At 60.9% G+C, this 17,702-nt stretch carries 18 protein-coding genes and 1 pseudogene; 7 read left to right on the forward strand and 12 right to left on the reverse strand.

The annotated features are described in order from the left end of the window. Positions 1–10: 10 nt before the first annotated feature. Together pilM and OBACDRAFT_RS06200 are read right to left on the reverse strand one after the other, a co-directional pair. Positions 11–1,714 carry a pilus assembly protein PilM gene (gene pilM, locus OBACDRAFT_RS06195; protein ID WP_043583816.1) on the reverse strand — a complete coding sequence of 568 codons (1,704 nt, stop codon included), beginning with the start codon at positions 1,712–1,714 and terminating at the stop codon, positions 11–13. Positions 1,715–1,805: 91 nt separating this feature from the next. After that, positions 1,806–2,447, reverse strand: a complete 642-nt coding sequence (locus OBACDRAFT_RS06200; protein ID WP_043583817.1) for a hypothetical protein — start codon at positions 2,445–2,447, stop codon at positions 1,806–1,808. Between the two features lie 127 nt (positions 2,448–2,574). On the opposite strand from OBACDRAFT_RS06200, the gene OBACDRAFT_RS06205 reads away from it, so the two are divergent. The 4 genes from OBACDRAFT_RS06205 to OBACDRAFT_RS06215 all read left to right on the forward strand — a co-directional run bounded on the left by OBACDRAFT_RS06205 (position 2,575) and on the right by OBACDRAFT_RS06215 (position 5,120). Then, the gene (locus OBACDRAFT_RS06205; RefSeq protein ID WP_043583821.1) at positions 2,575–3,093 is read left to right on the forward strand and encodes an NUDIX hydrolase; all 519 of its coding nucleotides are present in this window, start codon (positions 2,575–2,577) and stop codon (positions 3,091–3,093) included. A gap of 21 nt (positions 3,094–3,114) precedes the next feature. Further along, positions 3,115–3,255: a hypothetical protein gene (locus OBACDRAFT_RS27945; RefSeq protein ID WP_157836930.1), complete on the forward strand. Its 141-nt coding sequence runs from the start codon at positions 3,115–3,117 to the stop codon at positions 3,253–3,255. Positions 3,256–3,267: 12 nt separating this feature from the next. Beyond that, positions 3,268–4,434, forward strand: a complete 1,167-nt coding sequence (dnaX, locus tag OBACDRAFT_RS06210) for a DNA polymerase III subunit gamma/tau (protein ID WP_043583823.1) — start codon at positions 3,268–3,270, stop codon at positions 4,432–4,434. Positions 4,435–4,622: 188 nt separating this feature from the next. Continuing rightward, positions 4,623–5,120, forward strand: coding sequence for a hypothetical protein (locus OBACDRAFT_RS06215; protein WP_232766727.1), 498 nt, complete (start codon positions 4,623–4,625; stop codon positions 5,118–5,120). A 173-nt stretch (positions 5,121–5,293) separates the two neighbouring features. Here the strand turns inward: OBACDRAFT_RS06215 and OBACDRAFT_RS06220 are convergent, their stop codons facing one another. Continuing rightward, positions 5,294–6,946, reverse strand: a complete 1,653-nt coding sequence (locus OBACDRAFT_RS06220; RefSeq protein ID WP_081721848.1) for a nitronate monooxygenase — start codon at positions 6,944–6,946, stop codon at positions 5,294–5,296. A gap of 262 nt (positions 6,947–7,208) precedes the next feature. On the opposite strand from OBACDRAFT_RS06220, the gene OBACDRAFT_RS28845 reads away from it, so the two are divergent. Continuing rightward, positions 7,209–7,502 (forward strand): FitA-like ribbon-helix-helix domain-containing protein, encoded by a 294-nt coding sequence (locus OBACDRAFT_RS28845; protein WP_198529851.1) that lies wholly within the window; start codon positions 7,209–7,211, stop codon positions 7,500–7,502. Next, entirely contained in the window at positions 7,499–7,942 is a 444-nt protein-coding gene (locus OBACDRAFT_RS06230) for a type II toxin-antitoxin system VapC family toxin (RefSeq protein ID WP_043583826.1), read from the forward strand. The genes OBACDRAFT_RS28845 and OBACDRAFT_RS06230 overlap by 4 nt, the downstream gene beginning before the upstream one ends. 4 nt (positions 7,943–7,946) lie before the next feature. On the opposite strand, the gene OBACDRAFT_RS06235 is transcribed toward OBACDRAFT_RS06230, so the two are convergent. The 3 genes from OBACDRAFT_RS06235 to OBACDRAFT_RS06245 form a co-directional block, all read right to left on the reverse strand. Further along, positions 7,947–8,756, reverse strand: coding sequence for a hypothetical protein (locus OBACDRAFT_RS06235; protein WP_157836931.1), 810 nt, complete (start codon positions 8,754–8,756; stop codon positions 7,947–7,949). 45 nt (positions 8,757–8,801) lie between these two features. Continuing rightward, positions 8,802–10,286: a cellulase family glycosylhydrolase gene (locus OBACDRAFT_RS06240; protein ID WP_232766728.1), complete on the reverse strand. Its 1,485-nt coding sequence runs from the start codon at positions 10,284–10,286 to the stop codon at positions 8,802–8,804. Between the two features lie 136 nt (positions 10,287–10,422). After that, entirely contained in the window at positions 10,423–11,172 is a 750-nt protein-coding gene (locus OBACDRAFT_RS06245; protein ID WP_081721849.1) for a type II secretion system protein, read from the reverse strand. Between the two features lie 148 nt (positions 11,173–11,320). On the opposite strand from OBACDRAFT_RS06245, the gene OBACDRAFT_RS06250 reads away from it, so the two are divergent. Beyond that, positions 11,321–12,364 (forward strand): substrate-binding domain-containing protein, encoded by a 1,044-nt coding sequence (locus OBACDRAFT_RS06250; RefSeq protein ID WP_043583829.1) that lies wholly within the window; start codon positions 11,321–11,323, stop codon positions 12,362–12,364. Between the two features lie 33 nt (positions 12,365–12,397). Here OBACDRAFT_RS06250 and ureC read toward each other — a convergent pair. The 6 genes and pseudogenes from ureC to urtC all read right to left on the reverse strand — a co-directional run bounded on the left by ureC (position 12,398) and on the right by urtC (position 17,690). Beyond that, a pseudogene (gene ureC, locus OBACDRAFT_RS06255) lies at positions 12,398–14,192 on the reverse strand (urease subunit alpha). Further along, positions 14,189–14,503 (reverse strand): urease subunit beta, encoded by a 315-nt coding sequence (locus OBACDRAFT_RS06260; RefSeq protein ID WP_043583830.1) that lies wholly within the window; start codon positions 14,501–14,503, stop codon positions 14,189–14,191. The pseudogene ureC and the gene OBACDRAFT_RS06260 overlap by 4 nt, the downstream one beginning before the upstream one ends. A 2-nt stretch (positions 14,504–14,505) precedes the next feature. After that, positions 14,506–14,808 (reverse strand): urease subunit gamma, encoded by a 303-nt coding sequence (locus OBACDRAFT_RS06265; RefSeq protein ID WP_043583831.1) that lies wholly within the window; start codon positions 14,806–14,808, stop codon positions 14,506–14,508. A 126-nt stretch (positions 14,809–14,934) separates the two neighbouring features. Continuing rightward, entirely contained in the window at positions 14,935–15,711 is a 777-nt protein-coding gene (gene urtE / locus OBACDRAFT_RS06270) for an urea ABC transporter ATP-binding subunit UrtE (RefSeq protein WP_043583833.1), read from the reverse strand. A 53-nt stretch (positions 15,712–15,764) separates the two neighbouring features. After that, positions 15,765–16,538 (reverse strand): urea ABC transporter ATP-binding protein UrtD, encoded by a 774-nt coding sequence (urtD, locus tag OBACDRAFT_RS06275; RefSeq protein WP_043583837.1) that lies wholly within the window; start codon positions 16,536–16,538, stop codon positions 15,765–15,767. A gap of 42 nt (positions 16,539–16,580) precedes the next feature. Then, complete coding sequence (gene urtC, locus OBACDRAFT_RS06280) at positions 16,581–17,690, reverse strand: urea ABC transporter permease subunit UrtC (protein WP_043583839.1); 1,110 nt, start codon at positions 17,688–17,690, stop codon at positions 16,581–16,583. Positions 17,691–17,702 lie beyond the last annotated feature (12 nt).

Consider the following 17,702-nt stretch of genomic DNA (forward strand, 5'->3'; position numbering starts at 1 on the left):
GCGAGGGCGGTCAGAGGGGACGTTTCGGGTTGACCACGAGGATGAAGTCAAAACGGAGGATGCCAGGCATGGTGGCGTCGAAACGTTCGCTCTCAACGTTGGCGATAAATTGGGAACCGCGGAAGCTTTCCAGCAAGGTTTTGACCTGAGCGTAAGAATCCTGGCTGACGAGGGAGATGGGGTTTTTTACGTCAAGCAAGCGGCCGGAGAGGTGCAGGCGCACGATGTCGGCGTTGGTTGCGGGTGCGGGAGCGCCGCGTCCGCCAAAGAGCCCGCCCCCCCCCCCGCCGCCGCCTTGCGGTCCGCCGGCGCGGATAACCACGAGTTGGTCAAGCCAGACGTCGCCGGTCTTGTGCAAGCGGTCTTGGAGATCGGTGAGGAAGTTGACCCAATTGGACTTGCCCTCTGCGAGGACGTGAATGGCGTCCACCTGTTTGCGAAGCGCGGCGATTTTGCCGATATTGGTGTCGTTGCGGTTCTGGATGGTTTGCAGGGGGAGGATGGCGTGGTTGAGGCGGCCAAGCTGGGCATTGAGGCTCCGCCGGAGGCGTTCGGCCTGGATCACCGGAGGAACAAAGGCGAGGGCAACAATCGCGGCGGCTGCGATCATGAACGGGACGCGACTGCGAAACTCCAGGCGTTTCTTGATCGTCGGCGGCACCATGTTGAGGATTTTTTCGTCCTTGGCCGCAGGCACCGCGAGGCCGATGAGAGCAGGCAACAGGGTGGCAACTTCCGCAGCGTCGGCCGCTTTGCCCGTGGTGCCAACGGTGCGCAGGGGATCGAAGGCCTCGACCGGCATCTTGAGACGGGCGCTGAGTTCCTGGGCCAGACCGGGAATGAGTGAACCGCCGCCCGTCAGGAGCACGGCCACGGGCTGGGACGCGCCGCTCTGGCGGCGATAGTTGACCGTGGAACGCGTGATTTCGAGGTGAAGGCGACCGATGAAACTCTGGACGGCATTGGTCACGGCATGACGCGCCGGGGAGGTTTCGGGCAATTCACTCTGACCGCTGAGCACCTGAACCTTGAGCGATTCGCTGTGCGAGAAGTCCTGTTTGATCTCGTCCGAGATATGCTGGGTGATGGTATTGCCAGCGTGCGGAATGGTGCGGATGAAGAAACGGTGAGGCTCGGTAAAAATCAGGTCGGTGGAGCGCGCACCGATGTCCACGATGATGACGCCTTCGGCGAAATCGGCGTAATTGGCCCGGAAGCAACGCAGCACGGCGGTCGTGGAGGCGGTGACCTTTTCAACCGTAAGGCCGGCTTCGGCAACGGCGGCGCAAATGGATTCGGCGATGTCGAGTTTGGCGGCGGCGAGCATCACCTCCATGTCGAGGCCGTCGTCGGAGACCGTCACGTGATCCCAAACCACTTCGCTGAGCGGATAGGGGATGTTTTGCTGGGCTTCGAAGGCGATGATCCGCTCGCGTTTCGATTTGTCCACGGCAGGCGTCTTGACGAACTTGCTCAGCGTGTGGTGCCCGGGAAGGGCAAGGGTGACGGCACCGCTGAACCTCTCGCGCCGGACGATTTCGGTCAGCGATTCGCCAAAAAACAGCGGCCAGTCGGCCTCCTGAGCGGCATCGGGATTGAACGTCTCGACCGCCAGTCGCTCAAGGGTGAGGCGACCGGTTTTATCTTTGGTAAAGAGGCCGCATGCAACGTGGCCAGCGCCACAATCAACGGCGAGAACGCGAGGGGATGCCATAGGGGAGGAATTGAAAAGGTGGAGTCGGTTTCAGAGTCGCGGGGTTGAGGCAAGAGAATTCCGGCCATCGGCACCGTCGCGCCTGAGAAATTTAGAGTTGTTCACGGCGCACGGCAGTTGGCGCCTTTTTATTGGAATCGTTAAAGAAGGGAGTGAGGTGCTGCGGTTGCAGGATGCCGTCGTTGGCACCCGCCTTGCTGGAAATTTCCGCCATGAAACTCTCCACCTTGGGCAGACCGCTGGAAACTGCGGCGCGTCCGGCCTGTTCGGTGGAAACCTCCTCGCCCCCGACGGCAAGGGTCACGAGGTAATATTTGACCGAGGCGGAAATCGTGTCGCGCTTCACGACTTCGGGCGGCAGGTAGAAACGGACAAAGTTACGCCCCGTTTCCAGTGCCACCATCTCGACCGAGGCGCGGTAAAGCTGAATGGGCGGCGAGCCCTTCGGAGGCGAAGTCACCTCAAGACCAAGGTTCAGTGTAACGCGGACGTGGTTGACGAAACGCTCAACACCCGACCCGGGCGATTTCACGTTGAGCTCAATCTCGGCCTCCAGCCATTGACCGGAAATACTGGAGGAGGCACCGGGATTCTGCTTGTTGAAACGCACATTGATCACCTCGACGGAACCTGCTTTTTTGGTGGCCCCTGCGGGCGGCGTCTGCGCCCAGGCCGAGGCGGTCAAGATCAGAAAGAACGGGATGATCCAGCGAATGCATTGCGTCGTTTTCATGGGGACAAGTCCGTCACCCTTGCGGATGCTCCGGCATGCGTCACGCCAAAATGTCAAGCATGCTAAAAGTTTGTGTCCCGATGCTCCCCCCACCATCTCGAAGCTCCATCAGCAAACCACGCCATCCATGCCGACCACTCAAGCCACACCCGCCACACTCTCCCACAAAATCGCGGTCCTCGTTTTTCTGGAAAACGAACACGGCGAACACCTTCTCATCCTGCGAGCCCGCCACCCCAACGCCGGGACATGGAGCCCCATCGGCGGCAAACTCGAAACCTCACTCGGCGAATCGCCCTTCGAATGCGCCGTGCGCGAGACGTACGAAGAAACCGGTTTCGAGATCACCACCGCCGACCTGCATCTCTTCGCCATGATCGCGGAAAAAGCCTACGAAGGCGAATCGCACTGGCTCCTGTTCCTCTTTCGCTGCCGCAAACCGATCCCCGCTCTTCCGCCCGAAATCAGCGAAGGCCGCTTCGGTTTTTATTCGCGTGCCGCCCTCGACTCGCTGCCCCTGCCCGAGACCGACCGCACCGCACTCTGGCAAATCTACGACCGCCACCGCGACGGGTTCGTTGCCCTGCGCGCCAACTGCGCCCCCGGTCAACCGCTCGCACTCACCATCGAGCAAACCATGCCTTGAACATCGAACGTCCAACATCCAATGACAGAATCCGCCCTCCGCTGTCCGCCCTCCGACATTGGATGTTGGATGTTCGACGTTCGATGTTGGACGTTCGCAGACGCGTCTGCGCGTCTGCGCGCGTCTGCGTATACGGGCTTGCACCACGCCGCGCCCGACTAGAAAACAAGCGCTGTGTCTAACAACGGTTACCAAGTCATTGCCCGCAAGTGGCGTCCCCAGACCTTTGACGACGTCGTCGGTCAGGACCACGTCGTCCGCACCCTGAAAAACGCCATTGCGCGCAACCGCATCGCGCACGCCTACCTCTTCGTCGGCCCGCGCGGCACCGGCAAAACCTCCACCGCGCGCATCTTTGCCAAGGCCCTCAATTGCACCGACGGCCCCAAGGCCGACTTCGATCCCGCCGACCCCGCCGTCAAATCCATCACCGACGGCACCTCGATGGACGTCATCGAAATCGACGGCGCCTCCAACAACTCCGTCGATCAAATCCGCGACCTCCGTGACGACGTCCGCTACGCCCCCACTCAGGGCAAGTTCAAGATCTACATCATCGACGAAGTCCACATGCTCTCGACCGCCGCGTTCAACGCGCTGCTCAAAACCCTCGAAGAGCCGCCCGAACACGTGAAATTCGTCTTCGCCACCACCGACGTCCAAAAAGTCCTCCCCACCATCCTCTCGCGCTGCCAGCGTTTCGACCTCAAGCCCATCCCCGACGACCTCATCATCAAGCGCCTCGCCCAAATCGGCGCCGACGAAAAAATCAACGCCACCCCCGAAGCCCTCGCCTGCATCGCCCGCATGGCCGACGGCGGCATGAGAGACGCCCAGTCGATCTTCGACCAGATGATTTCCTTTTGCGGCGCGGAGATTGCCGAAGCCGACGTCCTCGACGTTTACGGCCTCGTCTCCACTGAACAAATCGCCGCCCTCGCCGGAGCGATTGCCGCGGGCAACCACAAAGAACTCGTCCGCATCATCGACGACTGCGACGCCAACGGCCGCGACCTCGTCCGCCTCCTGCACGACCTCCAGGCCAGCATCCGCGCCGCCCTCCTCGACGCCATCGCCAACAACGGACGCACCACCCTCCTGGGCAACGTGCCCATGACCACCGAGCAAGTCACCCGCCTGCTCGACGCCCTGCGCGAAGGCGAAGGCAGCGTGAAACTCGGCCTCTCCGACAAAATCAACTTCGAAGTCACGCTCCTCAAAGCCGTCGAATCCAGCCGCAGCCGCGCCATCGACTCCCTCATCAAAGAACTCTCCGCCCTCGCCGAAGCCGCGCCCGACACCACCATTTCCGAACCCGGCGGCGAAAAAAAAAAGCCCTGATCGCCCGGCTTGAAGAACGCCTGCTGGCCGCCCTTGCCGACGGCGCTGCCACGGCCGAGGCCGCCAGCCAGGCCTTTGCCCTCGTCGCCGCCTCCAATGCCGTCGCCAGCGCAACCGCTGCCGCCAACGCCGCGCAAGGCTCCCCCCCCCCCCCCCCCCCCCCGGCGCGCAATCCCGGCCCGCGCTTCGTGGAACGCGCTTCCGCCGACGACCCTGCTGACTACGCCGAAGACCTCGACGCTGCCCCCCTCCCCTCCCCTGCCACGCCGCCGGGACCGGCCACCAGTGGCTACGACATTGACGCAGCCTTTGCGGCCTCGGCCTTTGCCTCCTCCAGCGACGACGAAGGCATGCCCGTGGCGATCGACGACGACGGCGCGCCTCCACCCGACGCCGCCACCGAAGCGGCCATGGTCGCCGAATTGCGCACCCGCAACCAATCCCCGTCCGGAACCAGCCGGGGCGGCAGCAGAAACGGAGCCACAAACGGAGGTGGCGGCGGAATCTCCGCCCGCGCGCTTGCCGGACAGGATGAGCGGGTGGACCCCAAGACCCTGCCCAAGCTCGAAGACCTGGCGGCGCGCATCCCGGACAACGTCCGCGACACCCTCGATGAACTCTTTCGCGGACGCTTCATCGACGTCAAAAAAGTCCCCCCCGCCGTGCTGAAAAAAAAATCCAAATGACGAAGCGAGGATTTTTATCAACTGAAGTTACGCGAAGCGTCGTGGCGCGGGCGTCTCGCCCGCAGACGGCGCGGAGCGCCGCCCTGAGACAGGGCTGAGAGGAACGCAGAAGCGGGCGAAACGCCCGCGCCACTGCCCCCCAATCAGTTATCAACCTAAACGCCGCAGTTGAGCTATCCCGCCACCTCTGCTGTCGCCGGTTCTCTATCTTCCGTCCTCTCCGACAGCGGCGTGGCCGCCGTCGTCAGGTCAGCCAGCAAAGCCCGCACCACATCTGAAGCATGATAGGAGTCCGCGCCTGCCGGAATATAACGGGCGATGCCAGAAACATCTTTGCCTGCCGTGATGAGCGGAAGCTCCACGTCGGCACCGGAGGAAACCGCAGTCGCATCCGAGTTGTCCGTGTCCGCAACCTGAGCTTGGGCCGCAGCCGCACGACGACGACGCGCCAGCGACTGACCAAGATCAACAGTGGCGAGCAAGGCATTGCACAAACACTTGCGTCCCTTCGTCTCGCTGATGTCGCCGCCCTTGCGCACGAAATCCGCCTCCGGCTCCGCCGCGCAACGATAACCCAGCGTGCCATCGGCGCGCCTGTATCCCTGCCGCAAATACCCCAAATCGCACACCCGCGTGCGCGCCGTGTAGTGAATTTCCTCTGACAAGGTACCGCCCATTTGCAGCACCTTGAACGGGAACCCCGTCGGCGAAGCCAGCGGATCGGTCCATGCCCTTGCGGCCCCCGCGCGACTGAGCGCGCAGGCCTGCCGCTTGAGCGCAGGAGTGATGCCCGATTCCTCACAAAATGCGAAAGCCGTGCCCACCTGCACCCCTGCCGCACCCTGGCGGCGCGCATCGGCCAAGCGACCCGGTTGCCCGCACTCGCCAGCCAGCCAAAACGGCAGACCAAGCGCGCGGATTTTTTCAATATCAGCCACATCGCGAGCGCCATAAACCGGCTCGCCTCCCTCATCCAAAACCATCTCACCGCGCGGCGGCGCATTGTGTCCGCCAGCCGTATCGCCCTCGATGACAAAACCGTCCACGCGCCCCGTGGCCTTGCGTGCCAGCGTCGTGGCCAGCGGAGCCGAACTCACAATCGCCAGAAACTTCGGACGCTTCAACACAGGCGCCTCGCCGCCCATGAACGCCACAGGATTGAACACCGCTTGCGCCACCCGGGCGTTGGCCATCTCCGCCGCCAACGCGGCCGCTATCGCAGACGCCCCCGTCGGTTCGCCTGAACTCACCGCCCCGTTCCCCGACAATTGCGAAGGCGCGCACGCCACGGGAATATCAAGCTCTGCGGACTCACCACGCGCGAAGCGATCGAGCACGCCGGGAATCAAACGCGGAATGCCCGCTCCCATGAGCACGTAATCCACGCCCGCCAACATAGCCCCGAACAACGAGGCCAGCGTCGGGAACGCGACCTTTTCCAAAAGATTGATTCCGACCACGCCATCGTGACCCTTTTTTGCCAAGGCAACCTCAACGAAATTGGCCACCACCGTCAGCTCTGTCAGTTCAGGAGAATAGGACGCGGTGGGCATCGGCACTGGGGCGAAGCTCGCGGTGTCCTCCTTGCCGCCCGGCACGAAGTAACGCTCAAGAATCCGGGTGGCCATTGCCTGAATCGGAAATTGATCAAGAGCCCAGCGCATGTGCCCGCCTTCGTCGCCCTGTTGAAGCCGACGCGCCAGCACCACCGCCAGGATCGTGCCGGACACGACGCCCAACTGTCCCAGACGAGAAACCGCATTGGCAAGGGGCCAGCCTGAAACGGCGACGCCCATTCCGCCCTGAATGATAAGTGGATCTGACATGATGCTGGTTCGATTGAAAAAATCCCCCGGAGATAAACTCCAGTGGGGAGAAAACCATTGCGGCGGTGTCTCAGTAAGCCTCCCCTCTTGCCGCGAGGGAATGAGCATCTGCTTTGCAAGGGCGATAGTGCTCCTGCTACTAACCGATGTGCAAAATGCTACTGACGACTAATGAATCCTCAGCTTGATGAGTTACGCCAGCCGCATGATGCGGTTAACAACTCCTTGCGAAAGGGAAGCAAATAGCTTCCTTTTGTTCAACATGCCGACACTTGTCATCAAGTCTGTTCCACCAAAGCTCCACGCCCGACTCAAGAGGACGGCCATCGCACATCGCCGTTCGCTCACCCAAGAAACCTTGCACCTCCTTGAGACCGCGCTCGGCACGGAAGACACCGATGCCAGCGTCGATGCAGCCATCACCGGAGGCAAGGGAGCGTCCTATTGGGGCCGACGTCACCTTGTGCCCGCTTACGCCGCCGCTCTGGCTGCCGGAGCTTTTGCCGGTGGCCATGATTCGACGACTGCCGTGTCTGCCGAGCGTGACATGCGATGATCGCCGCCTACTACGATACGGCCTACCTGCTGAAACTCTACTGGCCTGAACCGGGTGCCGATCTTGTGCGAGCCCATGCCGCCACTATTGATACCTTGGTTTGTTCACTCCACGGGAGAGCGGAGTTGATCGCCGCCGCACATCGAAAAGTCCGAGAAGGCACTGCCACCCTGACCCATGTCGAAGCACTGCTGGAGCAGGTAGCCTCCGACCAGACTGCAGGTGCCCTGAATTGGTTGCCGATCACCGAACTCCATCTTAACCGGGTGACCGAAGTCTTCCGTCATGCGCCTGGCACCGTCTATTTGCGGGCGGCGGATGCCCTGCATCTCGCCAGTGCTGCGGAGGAAGGTTTCAATGAAATCTATTCCAACGACAGGCATCTCCTCGCCGCCGCTCCACTCTTCGGCTTGCGAGGCGTGGATGTGATCGTCGCCTGAATGCTTAATTGCGGAATCTCTGGAGAACAACGCTCCCAAAAACAAACGCGCCAAAGATGACCGCATAAGTAGAGGGTTCGGGAATCGGAGACGTCACGGATTTCCAGTCGGAGCCTATGCGGATCGAATCAAACGACTCGGTGGCACTCGTATTGCCGGCAGCAACGTAGCGAATCAGCTGAATACCGCTGATTTGTGTCACCGTTGAGGACCAAGTGAGCGTGTATGTAGTCGATGTTTCGTTACTGCCTGAGGCGGGATTTAACCAAAGGGAGAGCACCGCTTTTCCTGTGCCGTCGTTGAAAACAAATTTGCCGACGATCAAATTACTCATCCCGGTCGGGTCCGCGATGATATCGCTCAAACGCAAGTTGCTTCCCCCTGCCCTGGCCTGCAAACGGTAATTGTACGCCGCCGGTTTTTCACTCCCGACGTTGAAAACCGTGGTGCCGCCATCCCTGAAAACCAGATAATCGGTAAACCCTGTGGTGGATGTGGAGTAGGCGTCGGTGGTAAGGGTGAAGGAAAAATAGAAATGTCCATCTCCAGCGGCGGTGATCGGAGTTTGCAGGGTGCGAGTGCTGCTGGTTTCCGTCGTGGATGAGATGCTCGCGGCACCATTGGACACGGTCCATCCGGTGGCGGAATTACTCCATGCGTTGGAAAAACCGGAGCCTCCGTTCCGGTTGTAGAGGCTGCCGTTTTCGTAGGAGAAATCTTCCACCACCGCGGGAGCGGCGGCGGGGAGCGTGGTGCAGAATGCGACAGAGGCCAGCATTCCGACGATGATACTGATGCGTGTATTCATATTCATAATACGTGTTATATGGTTGATGTTATCCGGGCGTCCGGACGGGAATCATTTGCCGGAAATGCGCGGGTTTATGGTGATGAGCAGGGGGTGGGGGGGGACCGCGAGTTGTTCGATCAACAAGTCGCCGGAGGACGAGGAACGATGGGCAAGCGGCGTGGTCGTTCCTGTCAGCAGGTCGTGGACCGACAGCGTGTGCGCGGCGGGATCGACCTGGATCTCAACATCGGCGCTTCTCGTGTTTTTGTCATTGATGCGTTCGGCGGACCAGATGGCGACGACAGTCCGGCCTTGCGGATCGACAAACGGGTAATGCCGGATGGCACTGAGTGCGGGCAGAGGTTCGCCGTCCCATACAGGCGGATGGTCATCCGTCCGGTCCGAGAAGGGTTTGACCGTGACGTTAATTTTGTCGGAGGGGACAAAACCGAGGGTCGCACGGGCGAGATTCCTGACGGCGTGATACGAAGGTTTGAGCGAGCCATCGCTGCGAATGAGGCCAAAGCCGTTTTCGGCTTCAAAGGGGCTGCCTCCATTTCGCAGGTCGTCCTTGAAAGCATACTGGATGCTGACTTCGACTCCGAGTGCGAGGCCTTCCATGAAACGGCGGAGGATGTAGCAGGCTTGCGCGTCTTCGGAGAAGGAGGAGTAAATGAATTTCCCCTTCTTTTCGCCTTCCCGGAAGGTCGTCCATCCGAATTCCGTGAACCAGATTTGAGAGGGGCCGTTGTGCTTGCGAAGGTGCTCACGATACATGCGGACAAAGGAGGCGAAGGAGCCGTCGATGTCGGCCACCGTGAAACCGATCTTTTTCCGGTATCCGTCAGTGCCGCGGTGGGAAAGGACTTCTGCCGGAGAGCGGAAGCTGTAGGGATGGTCTGTAATGCCATCCACACTACGTGATATTCCCATGGCAATCTGGCGGTAATTCTGAGGGGTGACGTTGCCAAGGCCGACTACGGGCATGTGCGGATTGGCGGCCTTGATCGCATCGGCGGCGGTGTTGAGAAGCTTGACGTAGCGGGCGAGCCAGGGGGAGTCGGAGCCGTCCGGCTCGCGTCCGGTCCAGTCGGATTTTTTTCCAAGGTAATGCCGGGCGTACGAACCAAAGGGTTCGTTGATGATTTCCATCGTGTGGATTTTTCCGTCGAGTTCCCGTGCAAGCCATGCGGCGGCGCGGGCATAGGCGGCGGGATCGTAAGCGTCTTCGTAGAGATCGTTTTTACCTTGGAAAACGAGAAGCACTTTAAGGCCGTTGGCGTTGGCGAGTTCGATCCACTTGCGTGTATTTTCGGATACACGGTATTGGCCGCGAGAGAGTTCGGTATCCCGCCATGTGATTTCGCCGCGTATCCACCCGACGCCGAGGCTGGCGATCATGGGGATGTGTTTTTCCGCATCCCAGGACTTCATCCAGGGTGTCTTGTGGCAAAAGTGGGTATGCACCCCGATTTTGTAGTTGAGAAGTGGTGACGGGGTGTCGTCTGCGCTGGCGGTGGTCGTGGTGAAGCAAGCGGCGGTTGCGAGCGACAAAATGGCTGTGAGGGTGCACAAATTACGTAAGGTGCTGTGTCGTGTTTTGCTCATTGGATGTCCGGGAGATAATGGGAATCAGGTAGCGGCGGGGCGCAGTCGGTAACCGGCTGTTATCCGGGGGGGGGGGGAGCTGTTACCAAGGGGCTTCGAATCCGAAGTTGTATCGTTTTTCTGTTCGTGCGGCGTCCCGTTCCGCCGCGCTCATGAGAATGACATGCCCATCAAGGAAGGAGAAATTGCCTTTCCGTTTTCCGTTATGAGGGAACGTCATTTCGCTGTAGTAGCGCGGCATCTGACCATGCCAGTATTGGGAAAGGCGGCGCTCGGCGTGTTGATACTCGGCAAGGAAGCACATCCGCGAAGGCGTGGGAAAGCTGTCGAGCGTTTTGTTGGCGGCCTTGTGCCCTTTGCTTGGATCGGGGGGATCAACCTCACCGTCGCCCGAAATGCCGTAGGAGACTTTGCCATCGGGGAGCGTTCTACCGCTACGCGTAAAGATTCCGGTGTACGGGGGGGAACCTTCGAAGGGAGTTTGGTCGTCGGGGCATTTGTAAACGCCGCTGGCCTGACAGTAATCCGGGTAAAGCAGTTGCCACCATGCTTTGTCGGAAGACACGGGATTTTTATACGTCGGTGGAAGGCGGTTGCGGTTGTCCTGCGCGTAGAGCAGGGCGCTCTGCGTGAGCTGGCGCATGTTGGATGCGCATTGCGCGGTGCGGGCTGAATCGCGGACGCGTCCTGTAATAGGAATCAGGATACCGGCCAAAATTCCGATAATGGCAATGACTGTAAGCAATTCGATCAGGGTAAAGGCGCGCTTCCCCCAATGAGGGGGGGAGTGGGTGAGAGGGAGTGAAATCGGGGAGGAGGTGGCGGAGTTCATTGAGTAACAGGGTTTGATTCAGGAGAGGCGGGTGGCGGACGGGCATATCCATGGGCATCTACTTTAGGGATTCAAAAAAAAATCCATGCATATTTATGCACGTTCAACTTGCATGTATTCCCGACAAAGAGCAAAGGTCTGCGCTGACATGGCTGCCTTCTCCGTGCGTCTTACCCAGATCGAACTCGCCCGACAACTCGGACTGAGCCAAGCCACGGTTTCGCGGGCGTTGAAAGGCAGCTTGCTGTTACCCAAGGACACGATCCGGCGCGTCCGGGAAGCGGCGGAAGCCAGCGGTTACCGGCCCGATCCGGGGCTGGCGAGCCTGGTCGCTTACCGGAAATCGAGGAACCCGCCCGGCAAGGGGCAATGCCTCGCGTGGCTGATGTCGAAGTATCAAGCAGACCTTCCACCGCATCGCACTTATCCCGAACACATTCTGGACGGAGCCAGGCAGCGGGCTCATCAACTAGGTTATCGTTTGGAGACATTTTTTACGGACGCCCCGGACATGACGCCGCAACGACTCTCACGGATGCTCGCCTACCGACGGGTGGAGGGAATTATTTTGGCGCCACACGTCTCGCCCGGCACGGAGCTTCCGCTGATCCTGGACGATTTTTCCACCGTGGCCATCGGGCATACGGTGCATATTCAGCGGATCGATCGCGTGGCACATAATCATTTTGAGTCGATGCTCATCGTGTGCTCGAAGCTCCGCGAACGTGGACTGCGGCGGATCGGACTTGGTTTGCCTCCACATTCGGACATGCGTTCGCATGGATTGTGGAAGGCGGCATTCCTGCTTGATCAAACCACCACGCCGAAAGGCCGGCACATCCCGGTGCTCGGAACGGAGGAAACGGACGCCGTGTCGCTTCGTGCGTGGTTTACCCGCTGGAGACCCGACGCGCTCATTCTGCACCTCGCCAACAGCGGCGCGCGACTGGAGCAACTGAAGGCGCTTGGCGTGCGGTGGCCGGAGGATGTCAGCGTGGCGCTGTTGTCGTTGCCCGATGGATACGAACATTTCTCCGGCATCAACGAACGGACGGAGGAACTGGGGGCGTTTTCGGTGGAGGCGCTTGTATCGCGCATCCAGAATAACCAGCGCGGAGTGCCGGAACTGCCGCGCATGCACATGATCGAGGGAAGCTGGCAGGAGGGGACGACTTGCCGAAAACGGAAGTGAGGCAAGGAGCGGCGGCAAAGGGATGCGGACGCGTCAGAAGAGGAAATAACGCTGGGCGAGGGGGAGGGTTTGGGCGGGTTCGCAGGTAAGGTGCTCGCCATCGGCTTTCACGGTGTAGGTCTCGGGATCGACTTCGATCTTCGGGAGGGCGTCGTTGAGGATCATGTCGCGCTTGGTGATCACACGACAACGTTGCACGGGTTCGAGGCGGCGGGCGAGGTGGAGCGGATTGCCATTGAGAAGACCGCCGGGAGTTTGTAATGATGCTTCGGATACGAAGGTGAGGCTGGTGCTGGCAAGGGCGCGTCCGAAGGCTCCGAATTGCGGGCGGTAAAACGTGGGCTGCGGCGTGGGGATCGAGGCGTTTGGGTCGCCCATATTGGCGCTGGCAATGAAACCGCCTTTGAGGATGAGTTCGGGTTTCACGCCGAAGAGGGCGGGCTTGAATATGACGAGGTCGGCGAGTTTGCCAACGGCGATGCTGCCGACGATATGCGCGATGCCGTGCGTGATGGCGGGGTTGATGGTGTATTTGGCGAGGTAACGGAGGATGCGGAAGTTGTCGGCGGCAGGGTGGAGGTTGCCGGTGAGTTTGCCAAACTGCGTTTTCATCTTGTGCGCGGTTTGCCAGGTGCGGCAGATGACTTCACCAATGCGGCCCATGGCCTGACTGTCGGAGGACATCATGGAGATGGCGCCAAGGTCGTGCAGGCGGTCCTCGGCGGCAATGGTCTCGGGGCGGATGCGCGACTCGGCAAAGGACACGTCTTCGGGGATTTTGCTGTCGAGGTGGTGGCAGACCATGAGCATGTCGAGGTGCTCGTCGATGGTGTTGACGGTGAAGGGACGGGTGGGATTGGTCGATGAGGGGAGGACGTTTTCTTCGCCGCAAACACGAATAATGTCGGGCGCGTGTCCGCCTCCCGCGCCTTCGGAGTGATAGGTGTGGATGGTGCGGCCTTTGAAGGCGCGGAGGGTGTCGTCCACGTAACCGGCTTCGTTGAGGGTGTCGGTGTGGATGGCGACTTGCACGTCGAGTTCGTCGGCGACGCCAAGGCAGATGTCGATGGCGGCGGGCGTGGTGCCCCAGTCTTCGTGGAGTTTGAGGCCGATGGCTCCGGCAAGGACTTGCTCGCGGAGGGGGGCGGGGGTGGCGCAGTTGCCTTTGCCGAGGAAGCCGAGATTCATCGGGAAGGCTTCGGCGGCTTCGAGCATGCGATGGAGGTTCCACGCGCCGGGGGTGCAGGTGGTGGCGAGGGTGCCGTGGGCGGGGCCGGTGCCGCCGCCAATCATGGTTGTGATGCCGGAGCTGAGGGCTTCGTCGATTTGCTGCGGACAGATAAAGTGAATGTGAGTGTCGATGCCGCCCGCGGTGACAATGCAGCCTTCGCCCGCGATGACTTCGGTGCACGCGCCGACGATCATGGGATTGGGTTTCCCGGTAATGGGATCTGGATACGCGGAGCCAATGCCGGACTGGATGCCGGGATTGCCAGCGTGGCCGATGCCGGCGATGAGGCCGTGTTTGATGCCGATGTCGGCTTTGATGACGCCGAGGAGGGGATCGAGGATGAGGGCGTTGGTGATGACGAGGTCGAGCGTTTGGGCGTCGGTGGCAGTGGGCGATTGTCCCATGCCGTCGCGGATGACTTTGCCGCCACCGAATTTGATTTCGTTGCCGTAGCCTCCCCCCCCCCCCCCCCCCCCCGGCGGTTTCGGCGATAAGGTCGCGCTCGACCTGGGCAAAGAGTTCAGTATCGGCGAGTCGGATACGGTCGCCCGTGGTGGGGCCGAACATTTCGGCGTATTGGCGGCGGGTGAGGTTCATGGGAGTTTGCCGTTGATTTTGGCGTTGAGGCCGTGGACTTCGCGGGCTCCGGCCAGGGCGACGAGGGTGACGGTCTTGGTGTCGCCAGCCTCGAAGCGGACTGCGGTGCCAGCAGGAATGTTGAGGCGGTAGCCGCGGGCGGCGGAGCGGTCGAAGATGAGGGCGGTGTTGACTTCGTAAAAATGGAAGTGCGAGCCGACTTGAATGGGGCGGTCGCCGGTATTGGCAACGTCGAGCGTGAGGGTGGCGAGGCCGGTGTTGGCTTCGAGGGGCGGTGCGTCGGGCGCGATGATGATTTCGCCGGGGATCATGGTCAGCGGATCGGGTTGTGGACGGTGACGAGTTTGGTGCCGTCGGGGAAGGTGGCCTCGACTTGCACGTCGTGGATCATTTCCGGGATACCTTCCATGACATCGTTGCGGGTGAGAAGCGTGGTGCCGTGGCTCATAAGGTCGGCCACGCTGCGGCCGTCGCGCGCGCCTTCGATGATCTCGTAGGTGATAATGGCGATGGCCTCGGGATAGTTGAGCTTGAGGCCGCGCGCCTGACGGCGGCGGGCAAGGTCGGCGGCAACGACGATGAGGAGTTTTTCGCGTTCGCGGGGAGTCAGGTGCATGGATGGGAAAAAATTAACCACAGAGGCATGGAGGCACAGAGGAACATACCACGGAGAATTGCGGTGGGACTCTGTGGATTGGCTCTCTGTGGCTTTGTGTCTTTGTGGTTAATCATGGTTTAGAAATCAGACTTGCAGGTGTTGTTGCACTACGTCGTCGGTGAGGGCGGAGATGGGGCCGGTGTAGGTGATGGCGCCGCGGTCCATGGCGTAAAAGCGGTCGGCGACGTCGCGGCAAAAATCGACGTATTGCTCGACAAGAAGGATGGAGAGTTCGCCTTTGAGCTTTTTGAGCGTGTCTCCGATTTCGTCGATGATGGAGGGCTGGATGCCTTCGGTGGGTTCGTCGAGGATGAGGAGCTTGGGACGCGTGAGAAGGGCGCGGGCGATGGCGAGTTGCTGTTGTTGTCCGCCGGAGAGAACGCCGCCTTTGCGGGACGACATGGTCTTCAATACAGGAAAAAGTGAATACACGCGGTCGAGATCGGGCTGGCCGGCGGAGCCGAGGCGTCCGTGAACGGCGAGACCGATGCGGAGGTTTTCCTCGATGGTAAGGTGCGGGAAGATGTCGCGGCCTTGCGGGACGTAGCCGAGGCCGGAGCGGGCGCGGTTGTCGGTGCGCTGGCTGTTGCGAAGCGGGGTGCCGCCAAAGGTAATCGTGCCGGCACGGACGGGAAGAAGGCCCATGATGCAGCGCAGCGTAGTGGTTTTTCCAACACCGTTGCGTCCCATGAGGCAGACGACTTCGCCGGGGTGAATGTCGAGCGTGACACCGCGCAGGATACGTGAGCCGCCGATGGCGGCTTCGATGGCGTTGATGCCAAGCACGGGGGGAGGCGAGGCGGGACTCCGCGGATTGAGGTCGGTCGCGTGGATTTCGGAGTTGTCGGTGGTGGCTATCATAGGTTTCGAACGCTCAAATTCTTTCCAGGGAAATGTATCGTAAAATCCATTATTCACTTGCCGCGTCCGAGATAGACTTCGCGGACTTTCGGATTTTGTTGCACGTCGTCAAATTTGCCTTCGCAGAGGATGCTGCCCTGGTGGAGGACGCTGACTTTGCGGCCTTGGGCGATTTGCTTCACAAAGGTCATGTCGTGCTCGATGACGACGAGGCTGTGTTTGCCAGCGAGGCTGATGAGGAGTTCGCCGGTGCGGTGAGTTTCTTCGTCGGTCATGCCGGCGGCGGGTTCATCGACAAGGAGGAGGCGGGGGTCCTGCGCGAGGAGCATGGCGATTTCGAGCCATTGTTTCTGGCCGTGCGAGAGTTCGCCGGCGAGGCGGGTGGCTTGTGTGTCGAGACGGACGACCTTTAGGAGTTCGTCGATGTGGTCGGCGTGTTCGCGCGAGATGCGGCGGGTGAGTGAGGACCAGACGCCGCGCGGTGCTTTGATGGAGAGGCGAATGTTGTCCCAGACGGTGAGTTGCACGTAAACGGAGGGGGTCTGGAATTTGCGTCCGATGCCGAGGCCGTTGATGTCGCATTCGTCGAGCGCGGTGAGGTCGGTGTCGCCAAACTCGATCTTGCCGGTGTCGGGTTTGGCGCGACCGGTGAGGAGGTCGAAAAAGGTGGATTTGCCCGCTCCGTTGGGGCCGATGACGGTGCGCAGTTCCCCGGAATCGAGATAAAAATTGAGTCCGTTGATGGCGCGGAATCCGTCGTAGGTTTTGGTGACGTCCTCGACGGTGAGCAGGACGGGGCGCGGGTGAGTGGTGAGCGGAAGGGACATGGCGGAGAGGGCGTTAGTGGTTTGTTTTCAGTCTTCAGGCTTTCAGCCCTTCAGCCTTTTTTTGATGCGCGATGGGATGCTGACGATGCCGCCGGGGAGAAGGAGGACGACGACGATGAAGAGCGCCGCCATGATGAAGAGCCAGAGTTCGGGGGCGGCGCGGGTGGCCCAGCTTTTGAGGGCATTGACGCCAACGGCGCCAATGATGGGACCGAGGAGCGTGCCGCGTCCGCCGACGGCCACCCAGACGACGGCTTCGAGGGATTTGTCAGGCGTCATTTCGGAGGGGTTGATGATGCCGACCTGGCCGACGTAGAGCGCGCCGCCGAGTCCGCTGGTCATGGCGGCGAGGACGAAGACGAAGAGTTTGTAACGGGCGGTGTCGTATCCGGAAAATCTTACGCGGTTCTCGCCGTCGCGCACGGCCTGGAGGATCTGACCGGCCTTGGTGCGGGTGAGCCAGCGGAAGAAGTAGAACACGCCGGCGAGGGTGAGGATGGAGGCGATGTAGAGGCCGCGGCGGGTGGCGGGGGCGTTGATGTCGAAGCCGAGGATTTTTTTGAAGTCGGTGAGTCCGTTGTTCCCTCCGAAACCGAAGTCGTTGCGGAAAAACATGAGGGCGGCGGCATAGGTGAGGGCTTGCGTGAGGATGGAGAAGTAAACGCCTTTCATGCGCGAGCGGAAGGCGAGGTATCCAAATATCCATGCCAGCAGGCCGGGAATGGCGAGGGCCATGATGAGAGCAAAGGTGAAGCTGTAGAAGGGCAGCCAGTGGGCGGGGAGTTTTTCGTAGCCGAGAAAGACCATGAAGTCGGGGAGGTCGCTTTTGTATTGGCCGAGTTTCCCGATCATGAGGATGAGGTAAATGCCCATGGCATAGCCTCCGAGGGCGAAGAAGAGCGCCTGACCAAGACTGAGGATGCCGGTGAAACCCCAGAGCAGGTCGATACCGAGGGCGAGGATGGCGAGGGTGGCGTACTTGCCGTAGAGGTTGATCGTGAAGTTGCTGATGTGCAGCGCGTGGCCGGGGGGAAAGGCGGCGTTGCAAACGGGCAGGACAACCGCGAGGACGAGCAGGGCGGCGGCGAAGGCGGTCCACTGGACGGGCGTGAACAGAGAGGCGGCGCGAGCGTTGGCGGGTGCGGGAGTCACGAGTAGTGCGAT

It is taken from the genome of Geminisphaera colitermitum TAV2 (assembly GCF_000171235.2).
Lineage (GTDB): Bacteria > Verrucomicrobiota > Verrucomicrobiia > Opitutales > Opitutaceae > Geminisphaera > Geminisphaera colitermitum.